The sequence below is a fragment of the Jiangella sp. DSM 45060 genome, assembly GCF_900105175.1.
Classification (GTDB): domain Bacteria; phylum Actinomycetota; class Actinomycetes; order Jiangellales; family Jiangellaceae; genus Jiangella.
In genome coordinates this window covers 599,063-623,491 of the sequence record NZ_LT629771.1, presented here as the reverse complement: position 1 = coordinate 623,491, position 24,429 = coordinate 599,063, and the positions used below count along the sequence as shown (strand labels likewise).

General features: G+C 71.6%; 21 protein-coding genes. 8 read left to right on the top strand and 13 right to left on the bottom strand.

Translation table 11 applies throughout. The features are described 5' to 3' along the window. Nucleotides 1-77: 77 nt before the first annotated feature. The 6 genes from BLU82_RS02795 to BLU82_RS02770 all read left to right on the top strand — a co-directional run bounded on the left by BLU82_RS02795 (nucleotide 78) and on the right by BLU82_RS02770 (nucleotide 5,708). On the top strand, nucleotides 78-1,076 hold the full coding sequence (locus tag BLU82_RS02795; protein ID WP_092615316.1) for an ABC transporter substrate-binding protein: 999 nt from the start codon (nucleotides 78-80) through the stop codon (nucleotides 1,074-1,076). A gap of 16 nt (nucleotides 1,077-1,092) precedes the next feature. Beyond that, nucleotides 1,093-2,637: a sugar ABC transporter ATP-binding protein gene (locus BLU82_RS02790; protein ID WP_092615313.1), complete on the top strand. Its 1,545-nt coding sequence runs from the start codon at nucleotides 1,093-1,095 to the stop codon at nucleotides 2,635-2,637. Next, the gene (locus BLU82_RS02785; RefSeq protein ID WP_092615310.1) at nucleotides 2,634-3,698 is read left to right on the top strand and encodes an ABC transporter permease; all 1,065 of its coding nucleotides are present in this window, start codon (nucleotides 2,634-2,636) and stop codon (nucleotides 3,696-3,698) included. Before BLU82_RS02790 ends, BLU82_RS02785 begins: the two co-directional genes overlap by 4 nt. Beyond that, nucleotides 3,695-4,753: an ABC transporter permease gene (locus BLU82_RS02780; protein WP_092615307.1), complete on the top strand. Its 1,059-nt coding sequence runs from the start codon at nucleotides 3,695-3,697 to the stop codon at nucleotides 4,751-4,753. The genes BLU82_RS02785 and BLU82_RS02780 overlap by 4 nt, the downstream gene beginning before the upstream one ends. A gap of 9 nt (nucleotides 4,754-4,762) precedes the next feature. Next, a complete protein-coding gene (gene phzG / locus BLU82_RS02775) occupies nucleotides 4,763-5,404 on the top strand; it encodes a phenazine biosynthesis FMN-dependent oxidase PhzG (protein ID WP_092615304.1) in 642 nt (213 codons plus the stop codon). 79 nt (nucleotides 5,405-5,483) lie between these two features. Further along, a complete protein-coding gene (locus BLU82_RS02770) occupies nucleotides 5,484-5,708 on the top strand; it encodes a hypothetical protein (protein ID WP_092615301.1) in 225 nt (74 codons plus the stop codon). A gap of 16 nt (nucleotides 5,709-5,724) precedes the next feature. Here BLU82_RS02770 and BLU82_RS02765 read toward each other — a convergent pair whose 3' ends face one another. Then, complete coding sequence (locus tag BLU82_RS02765; protein WP_092615298.1) at nucleotides 5,725-7,845, bottom strand: MMPL family transporter; 2,121 nt, start codon at nucleotides 7,843-7,845, stop codon at nucleotides 5,725-5,727. Between the two features lie 144 nt (nucleotides 7,846-7,989). Between BLU82_RS02765 and BLU82_RS02760 the strand changes: the two genes are divergently transcribed. Continuing rightward, a complete protein-coding gene (locus tag BLU82_RS02760; RefSeq protein WP_092615295.1) occupies nucleotides 7,990-8,877 on the top strand; it encodes a sigma-70 family RNA polymerase sigma factor in 888 nt (295 codons plus the stop codon). Nucleotides 8,878-9,010: 133 nt separating this feature from the next. Continuing rightward, a complete protein-coding gene (locus BLU82_RS34655) occupies nucleotides 9,011-11,185 on the top strand; it encodes an Ig-like domain-containing protein (protein ID WP_172885519.1) in 2,175 nt (724 codons plus the stop codon). Between the two features lie 54 nt (nucleotides 11,186-11,239). Here the strand turns inward: BLU82_RS34655 and BLU82_RS02750 are convergent, their stop codons facing one another. The 12 genes from BLU82_RS02750 to BLU82_RS02695 all read right to left on the bottom strand — a co-directional run bounded on the left by BLU82_RS02750 (nucleotide 11,240) and on the right by BLU82_RS02695 (nucleotide 24,426). Further along, nucleotides 11,240-11,797 carry an AAA family ATPase gene (locus BLU82_RS02750; RefSeq protein WP_092615291.1) on the bottom strand — a complete coding sequence of 186 codons (558 nt, stop codon included), beginning with the start codon at nucleotides 11,795-11,797 and terminating at the stop codon, nucleotides 11,240-11,242. A 9-nt stretch (nucleotides 11,798-11,806) separates the two neighbouring features. Beyond that, nucleotides 11,807-12,703, bottom strand: coding sequence for a hypothetical protein (locus BLU82_RS02745; protein ID WP_092615289.1), 897 nt, complete (start codon nucleotides 12,701-12,703; stop codon nucleotides 11,807-11,809). A 103-nt stretch (nucleotides 12,704-12,806) separates the two neighbouring features. Then, nucleotides 12,807-13,133 carry an L-rhamnose mutarotase gene (locus BLU82_RS02740; protein ID WP_092615287.1) on the bottom strand — a complete coding sequence of 109 codons (327 nt, stop codon included), beginning with the start codon at nucleotides 13,131-13,133 and terminating at the stop codon, nucleotides 12,807-12,809. A 73-nt stretch (nucleotides 13,134-13,206) separates the two neighbouring features. Next, entirely contained in the window at nucleotides 13,207-13,998 is a 792-nt protein-coding gene (locus BLU82_RS02735; protein WP_092615284.1) for a nucleotidyltransferase domain-containing protein, read from the bottom strand. 35 nt (nucleotides 13,999-14,033) lie between these two features. Continuing rightward, complete coding sequence (locus tag BLU82_RS02730; protein ID WP_092625340.1) at nucleotides 14,034-14,306, bottom strand: DUF1876 domain-containing protein; 273 nt, start codon at nucleotides 14,304-14,306, stop codon at nucleotides 14,034-14,036. A 79-nt stretch (nucleotides 14,307-14,385) separates the two neighbouring features. After that, a complete protein-coding gene (locus tag BLU82_RS02725; protein ID WP_157740498.1) occupies nucleotides 14,386-16,908 on the bottom strand; it encodes a fibronectin type III domain-containing protein in 2,523 nt (840 codons plus the stop codon). 68 nt (nucleotides 16,909-16,976) lie between these two features. Continuing rightward, nucleotides 16,977-18,305, bottom strand: coding sequence for a glycerophosphodiester phosphodiesterase family protein (locus tag BLU82_RS34925; RefSeq protein WP_197682691.1), 1,329 nt, complete (start codon nucleotides 18,303-18,305; stop codon nucleotides 16,977-16,979). A gap of 132 nt (nucleotides 18,306-18,437) precedes the next feature. After that, nucleotides 18,438-19,454 carry a LacI family DNA-binding transcriptional regulator gene (locus tag BLU82_RS02715; RefSeq protein ID WP_092615278.1) on the bottom strand — a complete coding sequence of 339 codons (1,017 nt, stop codon included), beginning with the start codon at nucleotides 19,452-19,454 and terminating at the stop codon, nucleotides 18,438-18,440. 76 nt (nucleotides 19,455-19,530) lie between these two features. Continuing rightward, complete coding sequence (locus BLU82_RS02710; RefSeq protein ID WP_092615275.1) at nucleotides 19,531-20,322, bottom strand: carbohydrate ABC transporter permease; 792 nt, start codon at nucleotides 20,320-20,322, stop codon at nucleotides 19,531-19,533. Continuing rightward, nucleotides 20,319-21,263 (bottom strand): carbohydrate ABC transporter permease, encoded by a 945-nt coding sequence (locus BLU82_RS02705; protein WP_092615272.1) that lies wholly within the window; start codon nucleotides 21,261-21,263, stop codon nucleotides 20,319-20,321. The genes BLU82_RS02710 and BLU82_RS02705 overlap by 4 nt, the downstream gene beginning before the upstream one ends. A gap of 52 nt (nucleotides 21,264-21,315) precedes the next feature. Next, a complete protein-coding gene (locus BLU82_RS02700; protein ID WP_157740496.1) occupies nucleotides 21,316-22,662 on the bottom strand; it encodes an ABC transporter substrate-binding protein in 1,347 nt (448 codons plus the stop codon). A gap of 30 nt (nucleotides 22,663-22,692) precedes the next feature. Beyond that, nucleotides 22,693-24,426, bottom strand: a complete 1,734-nt coding sequence (locus tag BLU82_RS02695) for a hypothetical protein (protein ID WP_172885518.1) — start codon at nucleotides 24,424-24,426, stop codon at nucleotides 22,693-22,695. Nucleotides 24,427-24,429: the final 3 nt, after the last annotated feature.

Here is a 24,429-nt window from a genome sequence, read left to right as displayed (position 1 = left end):
ACGTGTTCCCGGTAACATCTCCGCCGTTCCACGCCCACGAACCACGCCGGAAGGCACGGGTCTCAAGGAGGAGATCGATGCGCAGCACCGCACGGATCGCACGGGCCTTCGCGGCGGCCGGGGCACTGACCCTGGCCCTCACCGCGTGCGGCGGCGGCGATGACGACACCAGCACCAGCGGCGACGGCGGCGACGAGCTCGTCACCGTCGGCTTCGTCGCGGTCGGCCCCGAGGGCGGCTGGCGGCAGGCGAACGAGGCGAACGTCCAGGACACGTTCACCGAGGAGGCCGGCTTCGAGCTGAAGTACGCGCCCGCCACCAACCTCGACCAGCGCTCCCAGATCGACGCGTTCACGTCCTTCGTCGACGAAGGGGTCGACGTCATCCTGCTGTCGGCCACCGAGGGCGCCGGCTGGGAGGACTCCCTGCGCCGCGCCCAGGAGGCCGAGATCCCGGTCATCCTCGTCGACCGGGGCATCGAGCCGGACGACACCGACCTCTACGTCACCCGCATCGCGCCGGACAACTACGAGGTCAGCACGTCGGTCGCCGAGTGGGCCGTCTCGGCCTTCCCCGACGGCGGCAACTACTTCGTGCTCGAGGGGCCGGCCGGCGTCTCCGTCGTCAACGAGCGCAACAAGGGCTGGGACGACACCGTCGGCTCGGCCAGCAACCTGGTGAAGATCGGCGCGCAGACCGCCAATTGGTCGACCGAAGAGGCCAAGAGCGTCTTCGAGACCGTCCTGCGGGCCAACAACAACGACATCCAGATCGTGTTCGCACAGAACGACGAGATGGGCCTCGGCGCCGCGATCGCGGTCGAGGAAGCCGGCCTGACGCCGGGTGTCGACGTCCAGATCGCCACCATCGACGGCACCAAGCCGGCGCTGGAGGCGCTCTCCGAGGGCCGCCTGAGCTTCGTCGCCGAGTACAACCCGCTGTTCGGCGAGACGCTGCTCGACGTCGTCGGCAAGGTGCTGGACGGCGAGGAGGTCGAGCCGTACATCATCGTGCCGAGCGAGACGTTCGACTCGCCGGAGGCCGCGACGGCCGCGCTTCCCACCCGCAAGTACTGAGGACTCTGGAGCCGTCATGACCGGAGCGCCACCGATCGTCGAGATGACCGGCATCTCGATCTCGTTCCCCGGGGTCAAGGCCCTCGACGCCGTCGACTTCCGGCTGTTCCCGGGCGAGGTGCACACCCTCATGGGCGAGAACGGGGCCGGGAAGTCCACCCTGATCAAGGCGCTCACCGGGGTCTACAAGATCGACGAGGGGCAGATCCTGGTCGCCGGTGAGGAGCGCCGCTTCGGCGGCACCGCCGACGCCCAGGCGGCCGGGATCGCCACCGTCTACCAAGAGGTCAACCTCTGCGCCAACCTGTCCATCGGCGAGAACGTGATGCTGGGCCACGAGGTCCGCGGCCCGTTCGGCATCAACTGGAAGGCGACGCACCGGGCGGCGGCCGAGGTGCTGGCCACGCTCGGCCTGGACCAGCTGGACCTGCGCCGCCCGCTCGGCACGCTCTCGCTGGCGGTCCAGCAGCTGGTCGCGATCAGCCGGGCCATGGTGACCAAGCCGAAGGTGCTCATCCTCGACGAGCCCACCTCCAGCCTGGACGCCAACGAGGTGGCCAGCCTCTTCACGGTCATCCGCAAGCTGCGCGACCAGGGCGTCGCGATCCTGTTCGTCACGCACTTCCTCGACCAGGTCTACGCGATCAGCGACCGCATCACCGTCCTGCGCAACGGCGGCTTCGTCGGCGAGTACCCGACTCGTGAGCTGGACCGCACGACGCTGATCTCGAAGATGATCGGCAAGGATTTCGCGACGCTGCGCTCGCTGGGCAGCGAACGGGCGACACACCACTACGAGCCGCGCGGCGAGCCCCTGCTCAAGGCCGAGAACCTCGGCCGCAAGGGCTCGTCCGAGCCGACCGACCTGGAACTGCACCAGGGCGAGGTGCTGGGCCTGGCCGGGCTGCTCGGCTCCGGCCGGACCGAGCTGGCCCGGCTGCTCTACGGCGCCGACCGGCCGGACAGCGGGACGGTGTGGCTGCGCGGCAAGAAGACCGACATCCACACGCCGACCGCCGCGCTCGCCCACCGCATCGCGTTCTCCAGCGAGAACCGGCGCGACGAAGGCATCATCCGCGACCTCACCGTCCGCGAGAACCTGGTGCTCGCCGTCCAGGCCAAGCGCGGCTGGTTCCGGCCGCTGTCGCGCAAGGAGCAGGACGCGCTCACCCGCAAGTACCTGGCCGAGCTGAACGTCAAGCCGGCCGACCCGGAGCGGCCGATCAAGTTCCTGTCCGGCGGCAACCAGCAGAAGGTGCTGCTCGGGCGGTGGCTGGCGACCGAGCCGGACCTGCTCATCCTCGACGAGCCCACCCGCGGCATCGACGTCGGCGCCAAGGCGGAGATCCAGGCCGCCGTCGCCGCGCTGGCCGCCAAGGGCGTGGCCGTCGTGTTCATCTCCTCCGAGCTCGAGGAGGTGGTCCGGCTCAGCGATCGCATCATCGTCATGAAGGACCACCGCAAGCTCGCCGAGCTGGAGAACGGCCCGCACGTGACGGCGGAGACCATCGTCGCCGTCATCGCCGACGAGGGCGACGACGAGGAAGGTGACTCCGCATGAGGGACGTGGCCGCGCGGCTGGCCGCCGGGCGCGGGGCGATCGTGCGCAACCAGGCGTTCTGGGGCGTCATCGCGATCGTGGCGCTGCTGGCGATCAACGTCGCCAAGGACCCGAGCTATCTCTCCATCGGCTACAACGACGAGACCGGGCGGCTGTCCGGCAACCTCATCGACATCCTGCGCGCGGCCGCGCCGATCCTGATGATCGCCGTCGGCATGTGCCTCGTCGTCGCCACCAGCGGCATCGACCTGTCCGTCGGCTCGATCATGGTCGTCGCCGGCGCGGTGTCGATGGAACTGCTGAGCGGCATGGACGGCACGGCCGGCAACGCGGCGGTGACGCTGGCCGTCGCGCTCGGCATCGCGACCGTGCTGGGCGCCGTGAACGGCGTCCTCGTCTCCGTCGTCGGGCTGCAGCCGTTCATCAGCACGCTGGTGATGATGCTGGCCGGACGCGGCATCGCGAAGGTCATCACCGGCGGGCAGAACACCACCGCCGACAACGATTCGTTCGCGTGGCTGGCCAACGGCTACGTCGTCGGGATCCCGGTGGTGTTCCTGCTGGCCATGGCGATCGTCGCGCTGGTGTGGCTGCTGGTGCGGCGCAGCGCGCTCGGCCTCATGCTGGAGGCGATCGGGATGGACTCGCGGGCCAGCCGGCTCGCCGGCGTCAAGCGGCGCACCCTGCTGCTGACCGTCTACTCGGCGAGCGGGCTGCTGGCCGGCATCGCCGGCGTGTTCGCGACCGCCAGCGTCATGACGGTGGACGTGTCGCGCACCGGCTACCAGCTGGAACTGGACGCGATCCTCGCCGTCGTCATAGGCGGGACGTCGCTGGCCGGCGGCAAGTTCTCCATCGGCGGCGCCGTGATCGGCGGGCTGCTGATCGCGACCCTCGACAAGACCGTCGTGTTCCTCGGCATCCCGGCCTCGGCCACGCCCGCGTTCAAGGCCATCGTGATCGTCGTGCTCTGCCTGCTGCAGTCCGAGCGCGTCCGGTCGCTGTTCCGGCACCGCCGTGCCCTCCGGGCGCAGTCGCAGAAGGAGGCCGTCGCCGCATGACCGTCACGACTCGACCGCCGACCGGGTCCGCGCCCGGCCCGGCGCCGTCGCGCCCCTCGCTCTCGGACCGCCTGGGGGCGCGGCTCTCGGCCCTGCCCACCGTGGCCGCCCTGCTCATCTTCGTCGGCATGATCATCTACGGCGAGATGGCGTACGGCCGCATCGTCCAGTTCAACACGCTGTCGAACCTGCTGGTCAACAACTCGCACCTGATCATCCTCGCGGTCGGGCTCACGTTCGTCATCCTCACCGGCGGCATCGACCTGTCCGTCGGCGCCGTCATCGCGTTCAGCAGCGTCGCCGGGGTCATGCTGTCCAACGCGGGCTGGCACCCGGTGGCCGCCGTGCTCGTCATGGTGCTGATCGGCTCGGTGCTGGGACTGATCTCGGGCGTGCTGATCCAGTACTTCGGGGTGCAACCGTTCATCGCGACGCTGGCGACGATGTTCCTCGCCCGCGGGCTCGCGTCGATGCTGAGCACCGTCCCCGAGCGGCTGGCCGACGACTCCGCGATCCGCGACCTGGCCACCCAGCTGAAGATCATCGACGGCGACAAGGTGAACGACCTGGTCATCACGCCGGGCGTGGTCGCCGCCATCGTCATCGTCGTGCTCGGGTTCCTCGTGCTGCACCGGACCCGGTTCGGCCGCACCGTGTACGCGATCGGCGGCTCGGAGCAGTCGGCCACGCTGATGGGCCTGCCGGTCCCGGCGACGAAGCTGGGCATCTACGTCATCAGCGGCACGCTCGCCGGCATCGCCGCCGTCGTCTACACGTCGCGGCTGGGCAGCGCGCAGAACATCACCGGCATCGGCTGGGAGCTCGACGCGATCGCGGCGGTCGTCATCGGCGGCACGCTGCTCACCGGCGGGACCGGGTACGTGCTCGGCTCGGTGGTGGGCGCGCTGGTGCTCGGCCTGATGAACGTCCTCATCACCCGCGACGGCGGCATCCGCCCGGAGATGACGACCATCATCACCGGCGGCATCCTGCTGGTCTTCGTCATCCTCCAGCGCGTCCTCGCCGCCCGGCGCCGGTCGGAGACGGGCGGATAGCCTGGCCGGGTGACGGATCGGACCCAGACCCTCAGCGGCGCGACGGACCTCGAGCTGCCCGAGTTCGACCACCCGCCGGCCGAGCCGCTGGGCCTGCTGCGGTCCTGGCTGGCGGCCGCCGCCGAGCACGGGGTGCGCGAGCCGGCGGCCGTCGTGCTGGCGACGGCCGACGAGGCGGGCCGCCCGTCCAGCCGGGTACTGCTGCTCAAGGAGGTCGACGACCGCGGGCTCGTCTTCACCAGCGCCGCCGACGGCCGCAAGGGCCGCCACCTCGCCCACCAACCCTGGGCGTCGGTCACCTTCTACTGGCGCGAGACGCTGCAGCAGGTCACCGCCGCCGGCGAGGTCGAGCGGCTGCCCGCGGAGCTGGCCGACCAGCTGTTCGCCGAGCGTCCCCGCGACGCCCAGGCCGCCAGCGCGGTGTCGCGGCAGAGCGCGCCGCTGGCCGACGAAGCCGACCTGCACGCTCGGGCCCGCGCCCTGCTCGCGTCGGCCCGGCCGATCCCCCGGCCCGACGCCTGGACGGCGTACCGGCTGGTGCCGCGCGAGGTGGAGTTCTGGTACGGCAGCCCGACCCGGCTGCACCGCCGGCTGCGCTACACCCGCCCCGCCCACGACGCCGAGTGGACGGCCGGCCGGCTGCAGCCCTGAGCTAGGCAGTGCTCCACACCGTGGTGGGCCGCGTCCCATCGACGACGGGCGTTCGGGGCCGCCCTGAGGTTCCAGGGCCGTGCCCGACTTCGACCCGGACCCGAACCTCCCCGGCTACACGTATCTCCGGCTCGCCGACTACCTGACCGCGCAGATCCACGCCGGCCGCGCGATGGTGGTCCCGCGCGAGCGCGGGCTGGTCGCCACCTGGCCCAGCATGGGCAGCTTCGTGACCGACGCGACGGAACCGCCCGCCGCCGCCGGCGCCGGCAACCACAGCGGCGACGGCGACGACCTGCCGTAGCGGCCGGAGCCGCCGCTCAGGTGCGCTCCAGCTCGACCTTCGGCAGCAGCCGGGCCAGTGGCGCCGGCATCCACCAGGCGCGCCGTCCCATCAGCTGCATCGCCGCCGGCACCACCATGCACCGGATGATGACCGCGTCGACGAAGATCGCCACCGCGAAGGCCAGGCCCGCCTGTTGCAGCAGCCGTTGCGGGCTGAGAACGAAGGCCGCGAAGATCACGATCATGATCGAGCCCGCCGCCGTGATCACGGTGCCGGTGTGGGCCAGGCCCTCCCGCACGGCATGCGCCGGGTTCCGTTTGCCGGAGCGGACCCATTCCTCGTGCATGCGGGAGATCAGGAAGATCTCGTAGTCCATCGAGAGGCCGAAGACGATGGCGAAGACCATCACCGGCACGTACGCCTCGATCGGCCCGCCCTCGAAGCCGAGCGCGCCGTCCTGGAAGACCAGCTTCATCGCGCCGAGCGCGGCACCGATGCTGAGCAGGTTCAGGAACGCGGCCTTCAGCGGGATGAGGACCGACCGGAACACCGCCATCAGCAGGACTATCGCGAGCCCCACGACGATGAGGATGAACAGCGGCATCCGGTCGGCGAGCTTGCCCGCGTAGTCCTCGGACGCGGCCGTGGCCCCGCCCACGAGGTACTCCGCGCCGTTGTCCGCCGTCAGCCCCGGCAGCACGTCCTCGCGCAGGGTGCGGACCAGCTCCGTGGTCTCCCCGTCCTGCGGCGAGGTGGTGGGGTAGACGAGGACGGTCGCGGCCTCGCCGTCCGGCGTGGGGATCGGGTCCGCGGTGGCCGCGACGCCCTCGGTCTCGCCCAGCGCCCGCACCGCCGCGGCGGCGGCCTCGTCGGCGCTGCCGGCGCCGCCGTCGGTCACGACCAGCAGCGGCCCGTTGAACCCGGGGCCGAAGCCGTCGGAGAGCAGGTCGTAGGCCTGCCGGCTGGTGGAGTCGCTGGGGTCGTTGCCCGCGTCGTTGAAGCCGAGCCGGATGCTCAGCGCCGGGAAGGCGAGCGCGCCGAGCAGCACCGCCGCCGCCACCAGCGTCGCCAGCGGGCGCTTCTGCACCGCCGCCGCGAGCTTGCGCCAGCCGTCGCCGTCCTCGGTCTTGCCCTTGGCCCGGCGCTTCTCGGCCCGCGCGAGGAACTGGCGGGCGAAGCGCTTGCCGAAGATGCCGAGCAGCGCGGGCAGCAGCGTCAGCGAGGCGAGCATCGTCATCAGCACCGTCAGCGCCACGGACAGCGCCATGCCCTGGATCGAGCCGAGGCCGAGGGCGGTGAGGCCGAGCAGCGCCAGGATGACGGTGCAGCCGGCGAAGAACACCGAGCGGCCCGCGGCGTCCATGGCCGTGACGGTGGCCCGTTCCGGCTCGACGCCGCGCACCAGTTCCGCGCGGTAGCGGGCGAAGATCAGCAACGCGTAGTCGATGCCGACGCCGAGGCCGACGAGGAACATGATCGGCGGCGTCCAGGACGCGATGGTGAAGACGTGCGACGCCAGGACGATGATGCCGACCGTCGAGCCGACCGCGAAGAGGGCGATCATGATGGGCAGGCCGGCGGCGATGAACGTGCCGAACATCAGCACCAGGATCACCATCGCGGCCACCAGGCCGGCCGTCTCCCCGACGCCGGTCTCGGCCTCCGCGATCAGCCGGACGGCGTCACCGCCCAGTTCGACCTGGAGTCCGTCGCCCTCGATCGCCTGCGCGACGTCGAGGATGCGTTCGGTGTCCTCGGTCGGCATGTCGTCGGACGGCACCTCGAGCTGCACGGTGGCGTAGCCGATGGTGCCGTCCTCGGAGACGGCGGTCGGGTTGTCGTAGACGCTCAGGACGTCGCCGACGTTGGGCAGCTCGGCGACCTCCGCGAGCATCGGCTCGACCCGCTCCCGCACACCGGTCAGCCCGCCCTCGTCGTGCAGGACGATGTCGATGGTGTCCCCGGCGCGCTCCGCTCCATGCTCCTTCAGCAGGTCGGCGGCGGCCTGTGCCTCCGTGCCCGGGAGCGAGGTGTCGTTCTTGTACGCGTCGCCCACGGCGGTGGCGACGCCCCACACGCCGATCAGGACCGCCACCCACAGGATCAGGGCGATCCACTTGCGGCGGTACGCGAACCCGGCGATGCGGACGAACACCCCGGACCGCGCGGGTGGCTGCGTGGCTTCTTCTTCGCGGTTCAACTGTGGCGTGGTCACGTGTGGTGACGACGCAGCCCGGCGAGGTGTGACATCGACGTGTCACAGTGGTGACGGCTGTGTCGTCAACCAGGCATGGGAGCGATGAACGCACGAGACGCCGACGACCAGCTGGCTCGCTCGTTCGAGGCGAACCGGCCGCGGCTGCTGCGGGTCGCCTACACCATGACGGGCTCGCTGGCCGACGCCGAGGACTGCGTCCAGGAGGCGTGGCTGCGGCTGCGCGGGCTCGACGACCCCGGCACCGTCCGCGACCTCGCCGCCTGGCTGACCACCACCGTCAGCCGGCTGGCGCTCGACGCCCTCGGCAGCGCGCGGGCCCGCCGCGAGCAGTACGTCGGGACGTGGCTGCCCGAGCCGCTGGTCGAGACCCGCGAGCTCGACCCCGCCGACCGCGTCACGCTGGACGAGTCGGTGAGCATGGCGCTGCTGGTGGTCCTCGAGCAGCTCTCCCCCGCCGAGCGCACGGCATTCGTCCTGCACGACGTGTTCAGCATGCCCTTCCCCGAGGTCGCCGACGTGGTCGGGCGGTCGCCGGCGGCCGTGCGGCAGCTGGCCTCGCGGGCTCGCCGGCACGTGGAGGGCACCCGGCCGCGGCTCCCGGCCACCGGCGCCGAGCAGCGCGAGCTGGTCGACGCGTTCATGGCCGCCTGCAGCCGGGGCGACCTCCCCGGGCTGATCGCGCTGCTCGATCCCGACGTCGTCCTGCGCAGCGACGGCGGCGGCAAGGTCTCGACGCTGCCGAAGATCCTCTACGGCGCCGACCGCGTCGCGCACGCGCTGGTGCACTACAGCCGGTTGTCCGTGTTCGAGGTCCACGTCGCCGACGTCAACGGCGCGCCCGGCGTCGCCGTCCGCCACGACGACGGCGTGCTGACGGTCATGGCGTTCACCGTCGACGGGGGCCGCATCACCGCGATCGACGGTGTGCGCAATCCGGACAAGCTGACCCGGGTCCCCGGCCTTGGCTGACGCCGTCGTTACCGGTCCGTGACCGACCGGGGACGCCGGCCCCGTTCCGGCTCTCCAGCTCTGCCGTGCGCACGCCTACGGTCCCGACTGGTGTCATCTGCGCGCTCGCGCCGCTGACGCCGTCGTCCCACACGTGAACACAATCCTGGAGATCTACGTGATACGGAAAAGCCTGCGCAGCCGATCTGCGCTGGGCGGTGTGGCCGCGCTGACGCTCGTCACGAGCCTGCTGGGCGGCCTGGTCGCGTCGGCGGCCGAGACGCGGGAGGACCCGGCCGAGCCGCTGCCGCGCATCGCCGCCGGCGAGAACCGTCAGCTCATCGACACCGAGACCGGCCGGCCGTTCATCCCGCGCGGCTACAACTACGTCCGCCTGGCGCCGCAGCCGTGGAACCCAGAGGAGCCCTACCACTCGACCTTCGAGCCGGGACAGTACGACGGCGAGCGGGCCGGCGCCGCGCTGGCCGAACAGAGCGCCGCGGGCTACAACACCGTCCGGGTGTTCGTCGACCCCGGCCACGGCCAGGACAACCTCAACGGCACGCCGCACGGCCTGGGCCACGGCGACGACGACACCAGCACCGGCAACCCGGAGTACCTGGACAACCTCGCCGACTTCGTCCGCCGGGCGGCCGCCAACGGCATGTACGTGCTGCCGTCGATGGACGCGTTCCCGCAGAACGCGTACTACTTCGACATCGTGGCGCAGAGCGCGCCGCCGGAGAACGTCTCGGGCCGCAACACGAACTACATGTACGAGGGCTTCGTCGCGGCGAAGGAGGCGTACCTCGCCAACTTCACCACCGAGATGACGGACCGGCTCGGCCCCCTGATGAGCACGTTCCTGGCGCTCCAGCTGGACAACGAGGCCACGTTCGCCGCCGACGAGGCGCCGTTCGCGCAGGCGTCGGGCACCTTCACCGCGCCGGACGGCACCGCCTACGACATGTCCGTGCCCGAGCAGCGCCAGGCCGCCGCCGACGACACCATCGTCGCCTACGCCGACGCGGCCACCGCCGCCGCCAAGGACGTGGACCCCGACCTCATGGTGACGATGGGCGCGTTCACCAACCGGGCCGTCGGCAAGCCCGGCTACGACGGCTTCGCCACGCACTGCGCCGGCGACGCCTGCGAGGGCGACTTCCGCTACCCGGCCCGGGTGTCGACGCTGACCCGCGAGTCGGCGCTGGACTTCTTCGACATCCACACCTACCCGACGCCGCAGTACACCCTCGAGGAGGCGCTGAACTCGGTCGAGTGGCCGCAGGTCGAGGGCGTCGTGATCAACGGCGAGTTCGGCGCCCAGCGCGACCGCTACGGCGACGACATCGGCCGCGCCGCCGAGGCGATGCGTCACCACCAGGTCCAGAGCTGCGCGTTCGAGCTCACCGGCTGGCTGTTCTGGACCTGGGACACCGACGAGGACGACGTCCAGCGGCTGTTCTTCCGCGGCAACGAGGACGGCGGCGTCATCGACCGGCAGCTCTCCCCCGTCAACCGGCCCGACCCGTGCCTGCACGAGGCACCGGTGGTCGCGCCGCTGGCGGTGGAGTCGCCGGAGGACGGCCAGACCGGCGACGTCGAGTTCGCCGGGACGGGCCAGCCCGGCGGCACCGTCACCCTCACCGTCGACGACGAGGAGCTCGGCTCGGCCATCGTCGCCGACGACGGCCGCTGGTCGGTCGCGCCGGACGCGGACCTGCCGATCGGCGTCCGCTTCGACGCGCTGCTCACCCAGGTGGTCCGCCTCGACTACCAGGACGTCGTCGTCGCGGACCTGGGCGTCCCGGCGCCGGGCGTGACCATCGACGAGCCGTCGCGGGACGCGGGCCAGGTCTTCAGCGGCGGCTCGTACCCGTCGGCGGAGCTGGACGTGACGTTGACGGACGACGCCGGCCGGGCCGCCGTCGAGGGCGCGCTGGACCGCGACGAGGACGGCGACTGGACGTTCACCCCGGCGGCCGAACTGGCGGCCGGCGACTACACCCTGACGGCGACCGCCTCGGCCGGCGACGGCGGCGACCCCGAGCTGCTCGACTCGGACGCCTCCGTCACCGTCACCGTCGAGTCGTCGGGCGACGGCGGCTCCTCGGGTGACGGCGGGGACGCCTCGGGCGGGTCGGGTGACGCCTCGGGCGACGCGTCGGGCGAGTCCGGCGACGCCGGCGGCGCGGCCGAGGACGGCAGCGGCGAGGACCTGCCCGACACCGGTGGCCCCGGTGCCGGCGTGCTGCTCGGGGCGGTCCTGCTGCTGGCCGCCGGCGGCATGCTGGTGACCCGCACCCGTGGGCGGACGGCCACGCGCTGACGTCCGCTCCACCACGACGGGCACCGCCGCGAGCGCGCGGCGGTGCCCGTCCGTTCAGCTCACCGCGCCGTCACCCGCCGTCAGGACGAAGGCGTCGCCGGCGACCGCCTCGCGCACCGCGGCCAGTGTCGCGGCCGGCTCGTGACTCGTGGTGTCGATGACGTGCCCTTCCAGCCGCCCGAGGCTTGCGAACTCGTCCCAGAGCGAGACGAGCGGCTCTTCGGCGACCAGCGCGTCGGGCGCGGTTCGGCTCTGGGCCCGGCGCAGCGTCTCGGCCCGGGACGGGCGCAGCACCACATAGTGCAGGCGCGCGGCGGCGCCGCCAGGGAGCTGGAAGTGGTGCAGCATCCACGGGCCGATGACGCCGTCGACGACGGTCACGAACCCGCCGGCCGCATACGTGGCAGCCGCGCCCTGGATGACCCGCATCACCAGGTGGTTCTGCTCACCGGACTCAGGAAGGTAGGGCGGGATGGCGCCGGAGACGATGGCGCGCCAGAAGTCGTCGGTGTGCAGGTGCACCGAACGCGGGTATGTCGAGGCGAGCGCCCGGGCCGTCGTCGACTTTCCCGCCCCCGGCGGGCCGGTGAGGATGATGATGTCCGCGCTCATGCGGCCAGACTAGGCAGGACGGCCGGCCAGCGGCGCGAGGTGCCCGGCCAGCTCGTCGTGCACGTCGGCGACCTGCTCGAACAGTCCGGCGAGGTGGGCCGGTTCGCGCTGGACGGCCGCGTACTGGGCCCGCCCGAGCAGCCGCGCCTGCCGGTCCAGGTGGCCGGCCAGGGTCGCGTCGAGCGGCCGCAGCGCCACGGCGGCGTCGACGCGGCGGCGGCCGGCCAGGCGCAGCGAGAAGTCGGCGAGCACCGTGGTGGTCTCGTCGTCGAGACCGGCCGCCGCCCGTGCGGCCAGCTCGCGCAGGCCGGCCGCGTTCTCGGGCGCCGCCGCCCACGCCGCGGCGCGCGGGAGCGACGCGGCCAGCGCGGCGTCCGTGCCGACGTCGGCGGCCGGGCGGACGGCCGTGCGCAGCGGGAACCGCCCCACGCAGTAGGCGACAGGGCTCGCCCACGCGGCGATGAACGCGTCCTTCGGCAGCCACGCGTACGGAAACCCCTCGGGATCGTGCATGAGCACCCCCTCGGCGTCGGCCGCCAGCACCGTCACGAAGTGGTCGGCGCCGAGCGGGCGGTCGGAGCCGGGCTGGTGCAGCAGCAGCCCCAGCTCCAGCGGCCCGGCGAACACCGGCCCGTCCGCCGCCAGCTCTCCAAGTTCCCCGTACGCCGTCTCGCCGTCGTCGTACGTGCGCCGCTCGCTCGTCCAGCCGAGCAGCTCCAGCGCCTGGTCGACGCCGAGGTCCGGGTCCCAGCCGGCCGGGTCGAAGTACGGCAGGCCGTCGAACAGCTGGTACCCGAACGCCGACCCCGTCAGCGTCTCGACCACCGCCGCCGGCCACCCCCTCCCGGCGACCGTGGCGAGCGTGCTGGCATAGCAGTACGGGCCGGACCCGACATACGCAGTCATACCGTCAGCATGGCATTTTCGCAGGTCAATTCGCTATGCGTGCCAGCTGGACGGTGCGGCGGGGCAGGTACGGCGCGACGACGAGGACGACGCCGACGAACGCTCAGTGCGCCGGCCGGGCCGGGAGGTCCCAGACGTGCCGGAGTCCGGTGTCGCCGCCCGAGTAGTCGTCCGCGACGGCGTGCAGCGGGCCGACCCGCTCCTGCCAGACGACGTTCGCGGGGTGGTCGCGCAGGGCCGCCCGCATCGCCTGGTAGTCGTCGCACTCGACCACGTGGAACAGGTCGCGGCCCTCGCGCCAGATGCTCCAGCTGTGCACGCCGGCCGCTCGCAACGCGGCGTCGAGCTCGGCCGGGATCACGGCGTGGATGCGTTCGTACTCCTCTTCCTTCCCGGGCTGGAGCACCGTATGCAGGGCGATCCGTTGCATGGGCCGATCCTCTCCTGGTCGTTCATCCTGGCCGAGAAGCCGCTGAGACATCGGATGTCTGCGGTTGCTCACCCTAGACGAGTTCCAGGCCGAGCTCGGCGCGCAGGTGCCGTCGCAGCGCGTCGTCCAGGTCGGCGGGCCAGGTCAGGCCGCACCGGTCGTGCAGGTCCCTGGCGAGCGGCAGGAACGCGCGGGCGCACTCGAGGTGGACGGCGACGGCGGACGCCCTGGTCGCCTCGGTCGGCGGCAGCGCGGCGAGTGCCCGCAGGCGGTCGGGCGGCAGCAGCCCGGCCAGCCGCAGCGCCCCGCCACGGTCCTCGACGGCGACGTCCTCCAGCATGAGCTGGATCAGCAACTGCCGCAGCAGCCCGGCGCCCGAAGCGGCGACCACGTACTCCTGCCGTCCGAGCACGACCGGCAGCAGTCCCAGGACGCGGAGGAACTCGGTGGTCAGGCCGCTCACCCGGCCCGGATCGGGCGGCAGCGGCCGGCCGGCGGGCTGCAGCCGCTCGGACAGTCCCGCACGGTCGAACAGCGGCTCGAGCGTCATCCGGCTGCGCCCGGCGACGTCCTCCGGCGTGCCGATCGCGACGTCGAAGCGCAGCCACTCCGGCGTGATGGCGGTGAACACCGGCCCGCCGCCGACCTGCTGGCACAACACCGTCGGCGAGATGCGCTCGCAGGTCTGCGGCCAGTCCTGCACGAACCCCGGCACGTCGCCGGCGGACACCACCAGCCACACATCCGTGTCGCTGTGGCGGTCGGCCGTCCCCCGTCCTCGGCTGCCGCTCAGCCACGCGGCCAGCACCCGCGGATCGTCGTGCAGCACCTGGCGGATCCTGCTGATGAGACCTTCCGGGTCCATCGTCACCTCGTTCGATCGGAAGGTCCCATGATCGGTCACGCTTGAGGTCGAGCCTCCTGCCGGTTCGCCACCTCGATGTCGCCGGCCGCGACCTCGAGGAGTTGGTGCGCGAGGTCGGCCAGAGCGCGCGCGACGGCCAGCTCGTCGCCGATGCGCGGCACCTCCGGGTCGTCCGGGTTGCGCCGCGCCCGCCCGACACCGGCCAGCGCCGGCCGTCGCGGCGCCTGCAGCCGCGCCTCGGCATGAGTCGTCCGATCCTCCTGGTGCTCGTCGATGACGAGCTCGACGGTCCAGTGTTCTGCCTGCATCATCGTGACTCCTCTCCCGCGGCCGCTCCGGCCTCCGCGTACCCGAGGCCGGAGCGGCCAAACGGCGTGCCGCCAGCGATCAGCCGCCGAGGTTCGACCGGCTGACCGCCACCTGGACGCGCTGTGCCTCGGCGCGGGTGAGCAGCCCTTCGGCGCGCCACGCCTGGGTCAGGTCCCGGACAGCACGGACGAGCGCACCGTGCTCGGCATACGGCCCGCCCGCGGTGACGAGGCCCGTGAAGGTGCAGCTGTCGCCGCGGTCGTAGTTCGGCACGCCGGAGTCCTGGTCGCCGAAGACGATCGTGGCCGGACCGCCTTCGCAGGCGGCGGTGAGGCGCAGCCCCGCGATCTGCAGGGTGCCGGGCGAGGTCGACTGGAGGGTGAGCAGCGCGATGCGCTCACCGGCCACGCCCCAGCCGGGTTGTCCGGTCATGTCGAGGGTGAGAACGTCGCCGTCGAGCCCGGCGGCGATGTCCGCCGTCACCGTGTGGGCCGGCTCGTCCCGGGCATCGGACTGCAGCTTGTACGTCAGCACCAGGCTCCCCAGGGCGCCCGGGTCCGAGCCCTCGGCGAAGGTGAACTCGAACCCGTCCAGCCCGGACAGGTCCGCCCGCAGGGGGTTGTAGTCGGCGCCGGTGCGCAGTCCGCTCTCCGCGGTCGGCAGCGCCAGCGACGCCACGGGCCCCGGCGTGAACCGGGCGTCCCCGAGCGTGCTCCAGTGCACGTAGCTCCCGGCGTCCAGGTCGAGGGCGTAGGAGGGCGTGGTGCGGAAGCTGAACGGCCCGTCGGTGGCCTCGGTGACGCCGCCCGGCGAGACCGCGGTGACGCTCCAGTAGTAGGTCGTGCCCGGCTGGAGGCTCATCCGCTGGGTCATGCTGCCGGTGGCGAACTGCGACCTGAGGCCGTCGACGGACGTGGCGTGGACGGTCGTGCTCAGCTCGACGGTGTCGCTGCCGAGGGAGGGGTCCGGCCCGACCTTCACCACGTAGCTGGTCGCGCCCTCGGACGCGGACCACGAGAAGCCGTTCACGTCGAGCGGATCGACCAGCGACGCGTCGGCCGGCGTGCTGAGCGTGAGCGCACCGGGTGCGGGCGCGGCGTCGGGCGTGCCGGAGACCGCGACGGTCGCGAGGTCCCACTTGTCCGGATCAGTCGTGCCCTGGCCACCGTCCTGTGCGCCGACGACGAGCCGCTTGACGCCGCCGGGCTCGTAGAGGCTGCCGTCCGCGGTGCGGTACCAGCCGGCGTTGTGGTTACGCGGGAAGCCGGTCAGCCACTCGCCCGCCATTCCGAGGAAGACCCAGTCGGTCGTGCGCAGATCGGCGGTGCGGGACCGGTAGACGTAGGTCTCCTCGTCGCTGAGTCCGGGAAGCTGCGCCTTCGTCGTGGCGTACCAGACCTGCTCGGCAGGCGAGAAGGCGAGATCGGCGAACGTGTCGCCGCCGGACAGCGGCAGCATGAACAGGTCGGCGCCGAGCGTGCCGTCGGCGTTGACCGCCCGCACGATCGGCGCGCTGTTCCGGCCGGTGTCGTAGTACGCCACGTACACGTCGCCGTCCATCGTGAACAGGGCCGGCATGCCGACGCCGTAGTCGAAGATCATGCCGGGCTCTTCCAGCAGCGCCTCGTCCGAGTGCTTCACCCAGGTCACGCCGTCGTTGCTGTAGGCGACGCCGAGCTTCGTGTTCTGCCCGGAGAGGTCGGCCGCGCCGTAGTACATCAGGTACGAGTAGGCGGCGCCGTCGACGGAGAAGGACCCGCGGATCACGCTGGGATCGCAGACGTGGACGACCTCCCACGCGCGGTCCGCCGCGAGCACGAGGTCGGGCTCGGACCACTCCCCGTCCGGCTGGTCGCGCTGCGAGTAGTAGACCCCGTCACCGTTGACGTTGTGGCCGCACCACCACATCTTCTCGACGCCGTCCTCCACGATCACCGATGGCGCGTAGTCGTAGGAGAACCCGCTGAGGTCGTCGCGGCGCAGCGTGAAGCCCTCGGACTCGAAGGCCATCCCGTTCGCCACACCGTCAGTGAAGCCGGGCTGGGCGACCGGTGGGTCGACCGGCACCGGGACGGTGTTGCGCGCGACGACGGTGCGGTCGCCGGCCACCGGGGCGCCGTCCTTGTAGGCGGTTCCGCCCGGGTACACGTTCGGGGCGTTGCTCCACCACGCGACGAGGCCCACCGCGTCGGTGGCCTCGAGGTAGTAGGTGCCCGGGCCCAGCGGCGTGTCGAGGCTGAGCTCGACCCAGGCGTTGTCGCGGATGTTCGTGAACACCTCGGTGTCGAGGACGGTCCCGCCCGGCCCGGCGGCCCGGAGCGTCAGCGTGAGCCCCGATCCGCTCTGACCGTAGTTGGCGAAGACGCCGCCCACCGTGTCGACGAGCTCGGCGCCGGCCGGGAGCTCGAAGGTCTGGCCCAGCGACTCGGTCGCCAGGTCGTGCAGGTCGGCGGGGTAGTCCCAGCTGCCGACCCTGATCACCTCTCCGGCCTGTGCCGGCGCCGTGCCGGCGACCAGGGCGCTCATGGCCAGGAGCACACCCGCGGCGAGCGCGGCGACCCGGCCCGCACCGTGCCGCCGGCCACCCCGGGCTCGTCTCACGGACGGATGATGTAACGTTCGAGCATGGCGCATGCGATTCGTCTCCTTCGTCGATTCGCGGGTTGTCCCTAGCGGTTCAAGATCTCCCGGAGCAGGTCCGGGTGGTCCGTGATGATGCCGTCGGCCCCGAGGCCGAGGAACTGCCGCATGAGCTGCTCGGTGTCGAGGGTCCAGACGCTGATGGTCATCCCGAGCGCGTGGATCCGGTCCACCAGCCGCCGGTCGGTCACCGTGAAGGCCATGTTGACCTGGTCGACCCAGGTGCTCGCCTCGAGCAACTCGTCCTGCGTGGGCGGCGAGCTGTAGAGAAGGCCGATCGGCACCTCCGGAGCCAGCTCGTGGTACGTGCGCATCGAGCCGGCGTCGAAGGACTGGACCACCAGCCGGCCGGTGCGCAGCGACCGGTTCAGGTAGCCGCGCACGGCGGACAGCTCCGCGTGGATCCGCGCCTCGATGCCCGGGTAGAGATCGGGACGCTTGAGCTCGAGCAGCAGGCCGGTACGCGGGCCGAGCGCGACGACGACCTCGCGCAGGGTCGGGATCGGCTCGCCGGCGAAGTCCGGCGAGAACCACGAGCCGGCGTCGAGTTGCTCGATCTCGGCCAGCGTGAAGTCGGCGACGTTCCACGGCGCACGGTCCGGGAAGACCGCCTCCACGTTCGTCGTCCGGGCCAGCGTGGTGTCGTGCAGGATCACCAGCTCGCCGTCGGCGGTGCGCTGCACGTCGACCTCGACGAAGCCGGCGCGCTGCTCCACCGCGCGCTCGACCGCCGCGACGGTGTTCTCCGGCGCCGCGGCGGACGCGCCGCGGTGGGCGATGTCGACGACGGCGGAGAGCGGCGGCGCCGGCATGGTCTTGCGGACGAGGATCGTGCGATCCCCGGCGACCGCGGCACCGTTGAGCTGGGCGGATCCCGCCGCGTACAGGTCGGCCGTGTTGCTCCACCAAGCGACCAGCCCCACCGGGTCGCTGGCCTCGAGGTAGTAGCTGCCGGGCTCGAGCGGCGCGTCGAGGACGAGCTCGACCCAGGCGTTGTCGCGGAGGTTCGTGAACACCTCCGTGCCGACGACCGCTCCGGCCGGCCCCGACGCCCGGAGCGTCAGCGTGACTCCGGACGTCGTGCCGCCGTAGGTGGCGAACACGCCACCCACGGTGTCGACCGCCGCGGCGCCGGCCGGGACGTCGAAGGTCTGGCCGAGCGAGGTCGTCGCCGGGTCGTGCAGGTCGGCTGGGTGGTCCCAGGTGTCGACGACCACGATCTCCGCGGCTCGCGCCGGGGCCGCGCCCACGAACGCGGCCACCATCACGATGAGCACGCCGACCGCGCCCATGGCGCGCCGGCCCCGCCGGGGTCCGCGCGCGGAGAACCGGTGATGGAACGTTTGATCAGTGCGCATTCGGCTCGACTCCTTCGTCGACTCTCGTCGGGTCCGAGGATGGGATGCGGCCGTGATGTAACGTTTAATCAAACTGGTGGAAGTGTTGCCGAACGACCTGTCGTTGTCAACGCCTCGCGACCGCGAGCGGGCTCATGCGGCGACCGTGGAGGCTCGTGCGACGAGCTCGGGCGCGAGCCGGTGATGACGGTGCTCGTGCTTGGTCTCCGTGCGTTCGTCCAGCAGCATCCGCAGCGCGAGCCTGCCGATCTCGAGCGTCGGCTGGCGCACCGAGGTCAGTGGTATCGGCAGGTCCTGGGCGCGCTCGAGGTCGTCGTAGCCGACGACCGAGACCTGGTCGGGCACGGCCACCGAGTGTTCTCGGAAGGCCCGCAGCATGCCGATGGCGACCAGGTCGTTCACTCCCAGGACGCCGTCGAACTCCACACCCTCGTCGACCAGCAGCCTCGCCGCGGCGACGCCCGCCTGAACGTCCGGACGGGCGATCTCGCGCCACTCGACGGATGCGTCGAAATGCACCGCCGCTTGGCTCGCGCCACGGAAGCGGGCCGAGAGGACCGACGACCGCGTGCGGGGGGCCACGAAGACGAGCCGGCGCCGTCCTTGGTCGATGAGGTGCCGGGCGGCGAGATACCCGCCTTGCTCGTCGTCGACGGCCACCGAGCAGAAGTCGGCGGGGGCCGCGTTCGCGACCAGGACGGCGGCGGTGAGCGGATGCGGGCGCCAGCGTTCCAGGAGGTCGTCGGCGCCGTCGACGGGCAGCACGATGAGGTCGTTCACCTGCAGCTCGGACAGCGAGTCGAGGTTCTCGACCTGACGCTGCGCGTCGTTGGCGCTGTCGGACACGACGACGAGCCGGTTCTTCTCGGCGGCGCTCTGGATCACCCCGCGCGACAGCCGGGCGAAGAAGGAGTTCGAGAGGTCGGGCACCAGGAGGCCGATGATCGTCCGCGCCTTGGTGCGCAGCTCGAAGGCGGACCGGTTGCGCACGAAGCCGAGGGAGCTGATCGCCTCCTCCACCCGTTCCCGGGTCCGTTCCGAGTAGCGCCCGGTGGAGTTGAGCACGTTCGACACGGTGGTGACCGAGACGCCCGCCGCAGCGGCGACCTCTCTCAGCCCGGGCGGGTCCGTGTCGGTGGTGCGGGTCATGGTCGAGCCCCTCCTCGTGCAGAGAACGATAGCCGTTCGGGATCACCGATCCGGCCCGGACAGCCGTTGGCGGCCGTCACTTCAGCGCACCCGCCGTCAGTCCGCGCTCGAAGTACCGCTGGAACGCGATGTAGCAGATCACCGTGGGCAGGGCGATGAGGCACGACGCCGCGAAGATCTTCGTCTGATCGGCGGAGAACTGCGACGCGAAATAGGACGGCAGCAGCGTCAGGGTCTGCTGGTTCGTGTCCTGGAGGAAGATCAGCGGGAGCAGGTACTCGTTCCACGCGCCGACGAACGACCAGATGAGGATCACGGCCGTGATCGGCCGTGACAGCGGCAGGATGATGTGCCGGAACGCGCCGAACGCCGACGCGCCGTCGAGGTCGGCCGCCTCGAGCAGCTCGTCCGGGATGCCGCGGATGAACTGCCGGGCCAGCAGGACGTTGAACGAGATCTGCAGGGCCGCGAGCGGCAGGATCACCGAGAGCGGGTTGTTGTAGAGCCCGAGCGAGCGCACGGTGATGAACAGCGGCACCGTCAACGCGGCCGTCGGCAGCGTCAGGGCGGCGACGAGGAAGTAGAAGATGGGTTCCCGCGCGCGGATGCGGAGCTTCGCGAGGGCGTAGGCGGCCGTCATCGTGCACACGTAGGTGATCACCACGACGAGCACCGCGATCACGGCGCTGTTCAGCGCGAACCGGGTCAGCTCGGGACGATCGAGCACGGCCCCGAAGTTCGCGACGGCGCCCTCGCCGGAGCTCGCCACCCCGAGCATGACGACGAACGGCGCCAGGAACGGCACGATGGCGAACGTCGTCACGGCCTGGAGTACGGCCCGGGCGCCGGTGCGGCGAAGCTCGATCATGTGTCACCTCGACGGGCGAGCCGCAGCTGGGCGGCGGCGAGGAACAGGCAGGCCACGACCAGCAGCACCGTCATCGCGGCTCCGTAGCCGGCCGCGTAGTTCTTGACGCTCTGCTGGTAGATGTACGTGGCGAGGAACTGCGTGGAGTTGGCCGGCCCGCCCTGCGTGATGATCTGCGGGATGTCGAACGTCTTGATGGTGCCGATCGTGCCGAGCACGACGAGCGTCACACTTGATCCCTTCAGCATCGGCAGCACGACCGAGCCCAGCACCCGCAGGTTGCCCGCGCCGTCGATGCGTGCGGCCTCGATGACCTGGCGATCGATCTGGCTGAGGCCGGCCAGGTAGATGACGAAACTGAAGCCCGTCCCACCCCAGATGAAGATCAGCCCGAGGACGCCGATGGCGGTGTCCGGGTCGGCGAGCCACGCCTTGGCGAACCCGCCGAGCCCGACGCCCGTGAGGAGGTCGTTCACCGGTCCACCCGGCGCGAACATCTGCACGAAGACCGGAGCCATGATGGCCGGCGCGAGCACGACCGGAAGGAACAGGACGATCTTGTACCAGATCGCGGCACGGATGCCCGACGAGATCACGACGGCGAAGGCGAACCCGATCGCCATCTGCACCGGGACCAGCAGCAGGAAGAGCCCGATGTTGCGCAGGGACGACCAGAAGCCCGGATCGTCGAACGCTCTGAGGTAGTTCTCCACGCCGACGAACGTGCGGCGCGGGCTGATCCCGTTGGTCTCGTAGGTGCTCAACGAGACGGTGTAGGCGATGCTGTAGTACACGATCGCCGCCATGAGCACGACCGCGGGCAGGACGAAGAGGTAGTTGCTCAGGCGGGTGAACCGCCGCCGCCCGTCGTGCCGCCGGCCCTCGGGCGCACCGTCGCGCGTGACGGGCGCGATCGCCGGTGCGATGGACGTGGTCCGCATATGACACCTTCCGCTCGGGGGTGGACCGGCGAGACGGCCCACCCCCGGGTCCTCAGCCTCGGGTGATGCCGTCCGACGCCGCCTGCAGGGTCTCGAGCACCGTCGACGACGACTCCCCGGTCGCCGAGGACTGCAGCGCCGCCGCGAGGGCGGTGACCACCTCCGGATACGGGATGGCGCGCGGCTCGGCCTCCTGCGCGGCGGTCGACGCCAGCAGCGCGAGCGAGTCCTCGACCAGCTCGGGATACGCGACGTCGCCGGGCGTCGCCTCCACCCCGGTGATGCTGGCCGGGCCCACCAGGGTGTCCGCGCCGAACTTCTGGTAGCCGGCCGGGTCGGTCGAGTACCAGTTCACCCACGCAGCGGCCGCGGCCTTGTTCTCGCTGTCGACGTTGATGGCGGTGCCGCTGCCGACCGAGGCGGCCAGCGTGGTCGGATCGCCGCCGACGGCGGGGAACGGCACGAGCACCGTCTGGAGCGGCGTCGGATCGCTCACCCCGGCACCGGACTGGTTGTTGAGATTCGTCGCGGTGATGAAGTCGGTGGCGCCCCACGAGCCGACGGGCGTCGCCACCGCCTCACCTCGCAGCCACGCGTTCCACGCGTCCGGGTACTGGCTCACGCCCAGGGCGCCGTCCTGGAAGACGCCGTCGGTGAAGAACGACTGCCAGATGTCGAGGCTGGCCTCCAGCCCGGGTGCGGTCCAGTCGCCACCCTCGACGGCGGCGGCGAACGCGCCCGGCGCCACGCTGCTCGCGACGGCCTGGAAGACGTCCTGCGACACCCACCCGTCCTTGGCGCCGATGCTGATACACGCCTTGCCGGCCTGCCGCACCGACTCGCAGAACCGGGCGAGCTCATCGGGAGCGACGGAACCGGTGGGGAACTCCAGGCCCAGCTCGTCGAGCAGGCCGACGTTGAGCTGGAGCGTTCCCGCGACGCTGAGCGAGTTCGGCGCCGCCACGAGCCGGTCGTCCACCGTCAGCTCGTCCACCGCCACCGTCGAGACGCTGGACCGCCAGTCCGCGCCGACCTGCGCCTCGTACAAGGGGACGAGATCCTCGGTGAAGTCGGTGAACTGCTGCGCCATGGCCGGCTCCAGGTTGAACGTGTCCGGCCCTTCGCCCGAGGCCAGCGCGGCGCCGAGCGCGGAGACGTAGTCCTTGTAGCTGACGACCTTGGCGGACACCTCGATGTCCGGGTAGACCTCGTTGAACTCCGCGACGGCGGCGTTCACGATGTCGGGCGCGTCGCCCCAAGACCAGAACGTCACGGTGCCGCTCGCCTCGGACGGGTCGGCGCCGGCCCACGAGGCCTCCTCCTCGGTGCCGCTCCCCTGCGAGCACGCGCTGACGCCCGCCATGGTGATCATCGTGAGCGCGACACCGGCGATCCTCACTGACCGTAGAGTTCTCATCCGCTCCCCTTGCTAGTCGTGGCCGGCTGCTCGAGCCGGAGTGAATGGGGTGACGTCCAGGGCCGCGAAGCGGAACCTGACGACGGTGTCGTCGGCGTCGACCGGGTGCCACGTGTGGTCGCGCAGCGTCGACCACGGCGCGCGGAACTCCCGGACCAGGCCCGTCAGGTGGGCCAGACCGTCGGCGGCGACGTGCTCGATGCGCTGCCCGTCTGGCGCGACGTGCAGCGTACGGGCGGCGACCACGTTGCCGGCGCCGGTGTGCGGTGCGGCCAGGACCTGGATCACCGGACCGACGAAGACGGAGACGCCCTGCCCGAGCCAGGTGGCCTGCTCATCGGTGTTGTTCAGCTGGAGCGAGTGGACGGGGACGCCGGCAGCGTCGATCCAGGTCAGCGCGCGGCCCACGATCCGTTCGGAGCCACCGGGACGCACGGTCCCGCCGCTCACCTCGACGTTGCCGGCCGACCAGAACCGCGACGCGCGCACGGACCACGGGAGCTCCGGCTCCGACCGCACCAGGAGCTCGAACTCGCGGGCCGGATAGTCCGTGGTCACCTCCACGGTGGCGGTGCCCGCGGCGGTGGTGACCTGGGTGACGACCGGAACCGGGAGATCGACCCGCACCCGCTCGCCGTCGGCGTCGCGCTCGAGCCGGACGGCGTTCGTGGCCACGTGGTACATCGCCCGGAAGCCGTGGAACGTGCAGCACCACCACGCCTCCGGGACGTAGTCCGCGGTGAGCAGGCCCGGGTCGGCGGCGAGGGTCTCGCAGCCGAAGTGACCGCTCGGGGCCTGGACGTGCGGCAGGGCGTTGTGCAGCGCGATCTCCGCCGCGTCGAACAGCTCGTCGTCGCGGAAATGGCGGCCGAGGTCGATCGAGAGCATGATCCAGTCGGCGATGCCGCAGCCCTCGGTGTTGAGGTCCATCGGCTCGCGCATGCTCTCGCGGACGCCACCGTGCGCGAGCACGTACCGCCGCCGCACGAGGTTCCACGCGTCCATCACCTCCTGGGCCGCCGCCGGATCGGTCCCGAACCGCTCGGCGAAGCGGAGCTTCCCTCGCAGCGCCGTGAGGTATCCGTGCAGGTGCCAAGGGCCGTCCGGCAGGGGTACGGCGTCGGCCAGCGACTGGGCGGCCTGCACCGTACGCGAGTCGCCCGTGTGCTCCGCCCACCGGGTCAGGGGCAGCAGCATCGCGAAGAAGTCGAGTGCGAACTTGTGCTCACGCTCCCGCGAATGGGTGAACCAGCGCAGCCACCGCGGCGCCGACAGCACCAGCGAGTCGGCGAGCCGCGCCGTCGCAGCCCGGACCTCGGGCGCGTGCGCCCCGAGCGGACAGGACGGGTCGTCGAGCAGCGGGGCGAGCTCCATCAACCCGGTGAGCAGGAACGCGTTGCCCCAGACCACTCCGTGGTCGAAACCGCCCAGCGCGGCGTCCGAAGCGCCGAACGAGCCGTCCGCGCGCTGGGTGGACAGCAGCACCTCGATCACGTCGCGTAGTAGGTCCCAGTCCGGAGCGAATCCGAGCTGGGCGGCGAGCGCGACCGCCTCGAGGTAGCGGCCCGACAGGTCCCCCGAGTAGTCGTCGGCCGTGCGCCGGCGATCCGGGTGGAGGACCAGGTCCTGCGTGATCAACTCGGCGGAGTACACCTCGCGGCTCGTGAACTGTCGAGCCGTCAACTCCAGCCGCTTGCCGAGTTCTCCGCGAACTCGGAGATGCGGGAGAAATTCCGTCTGCAGCATGCG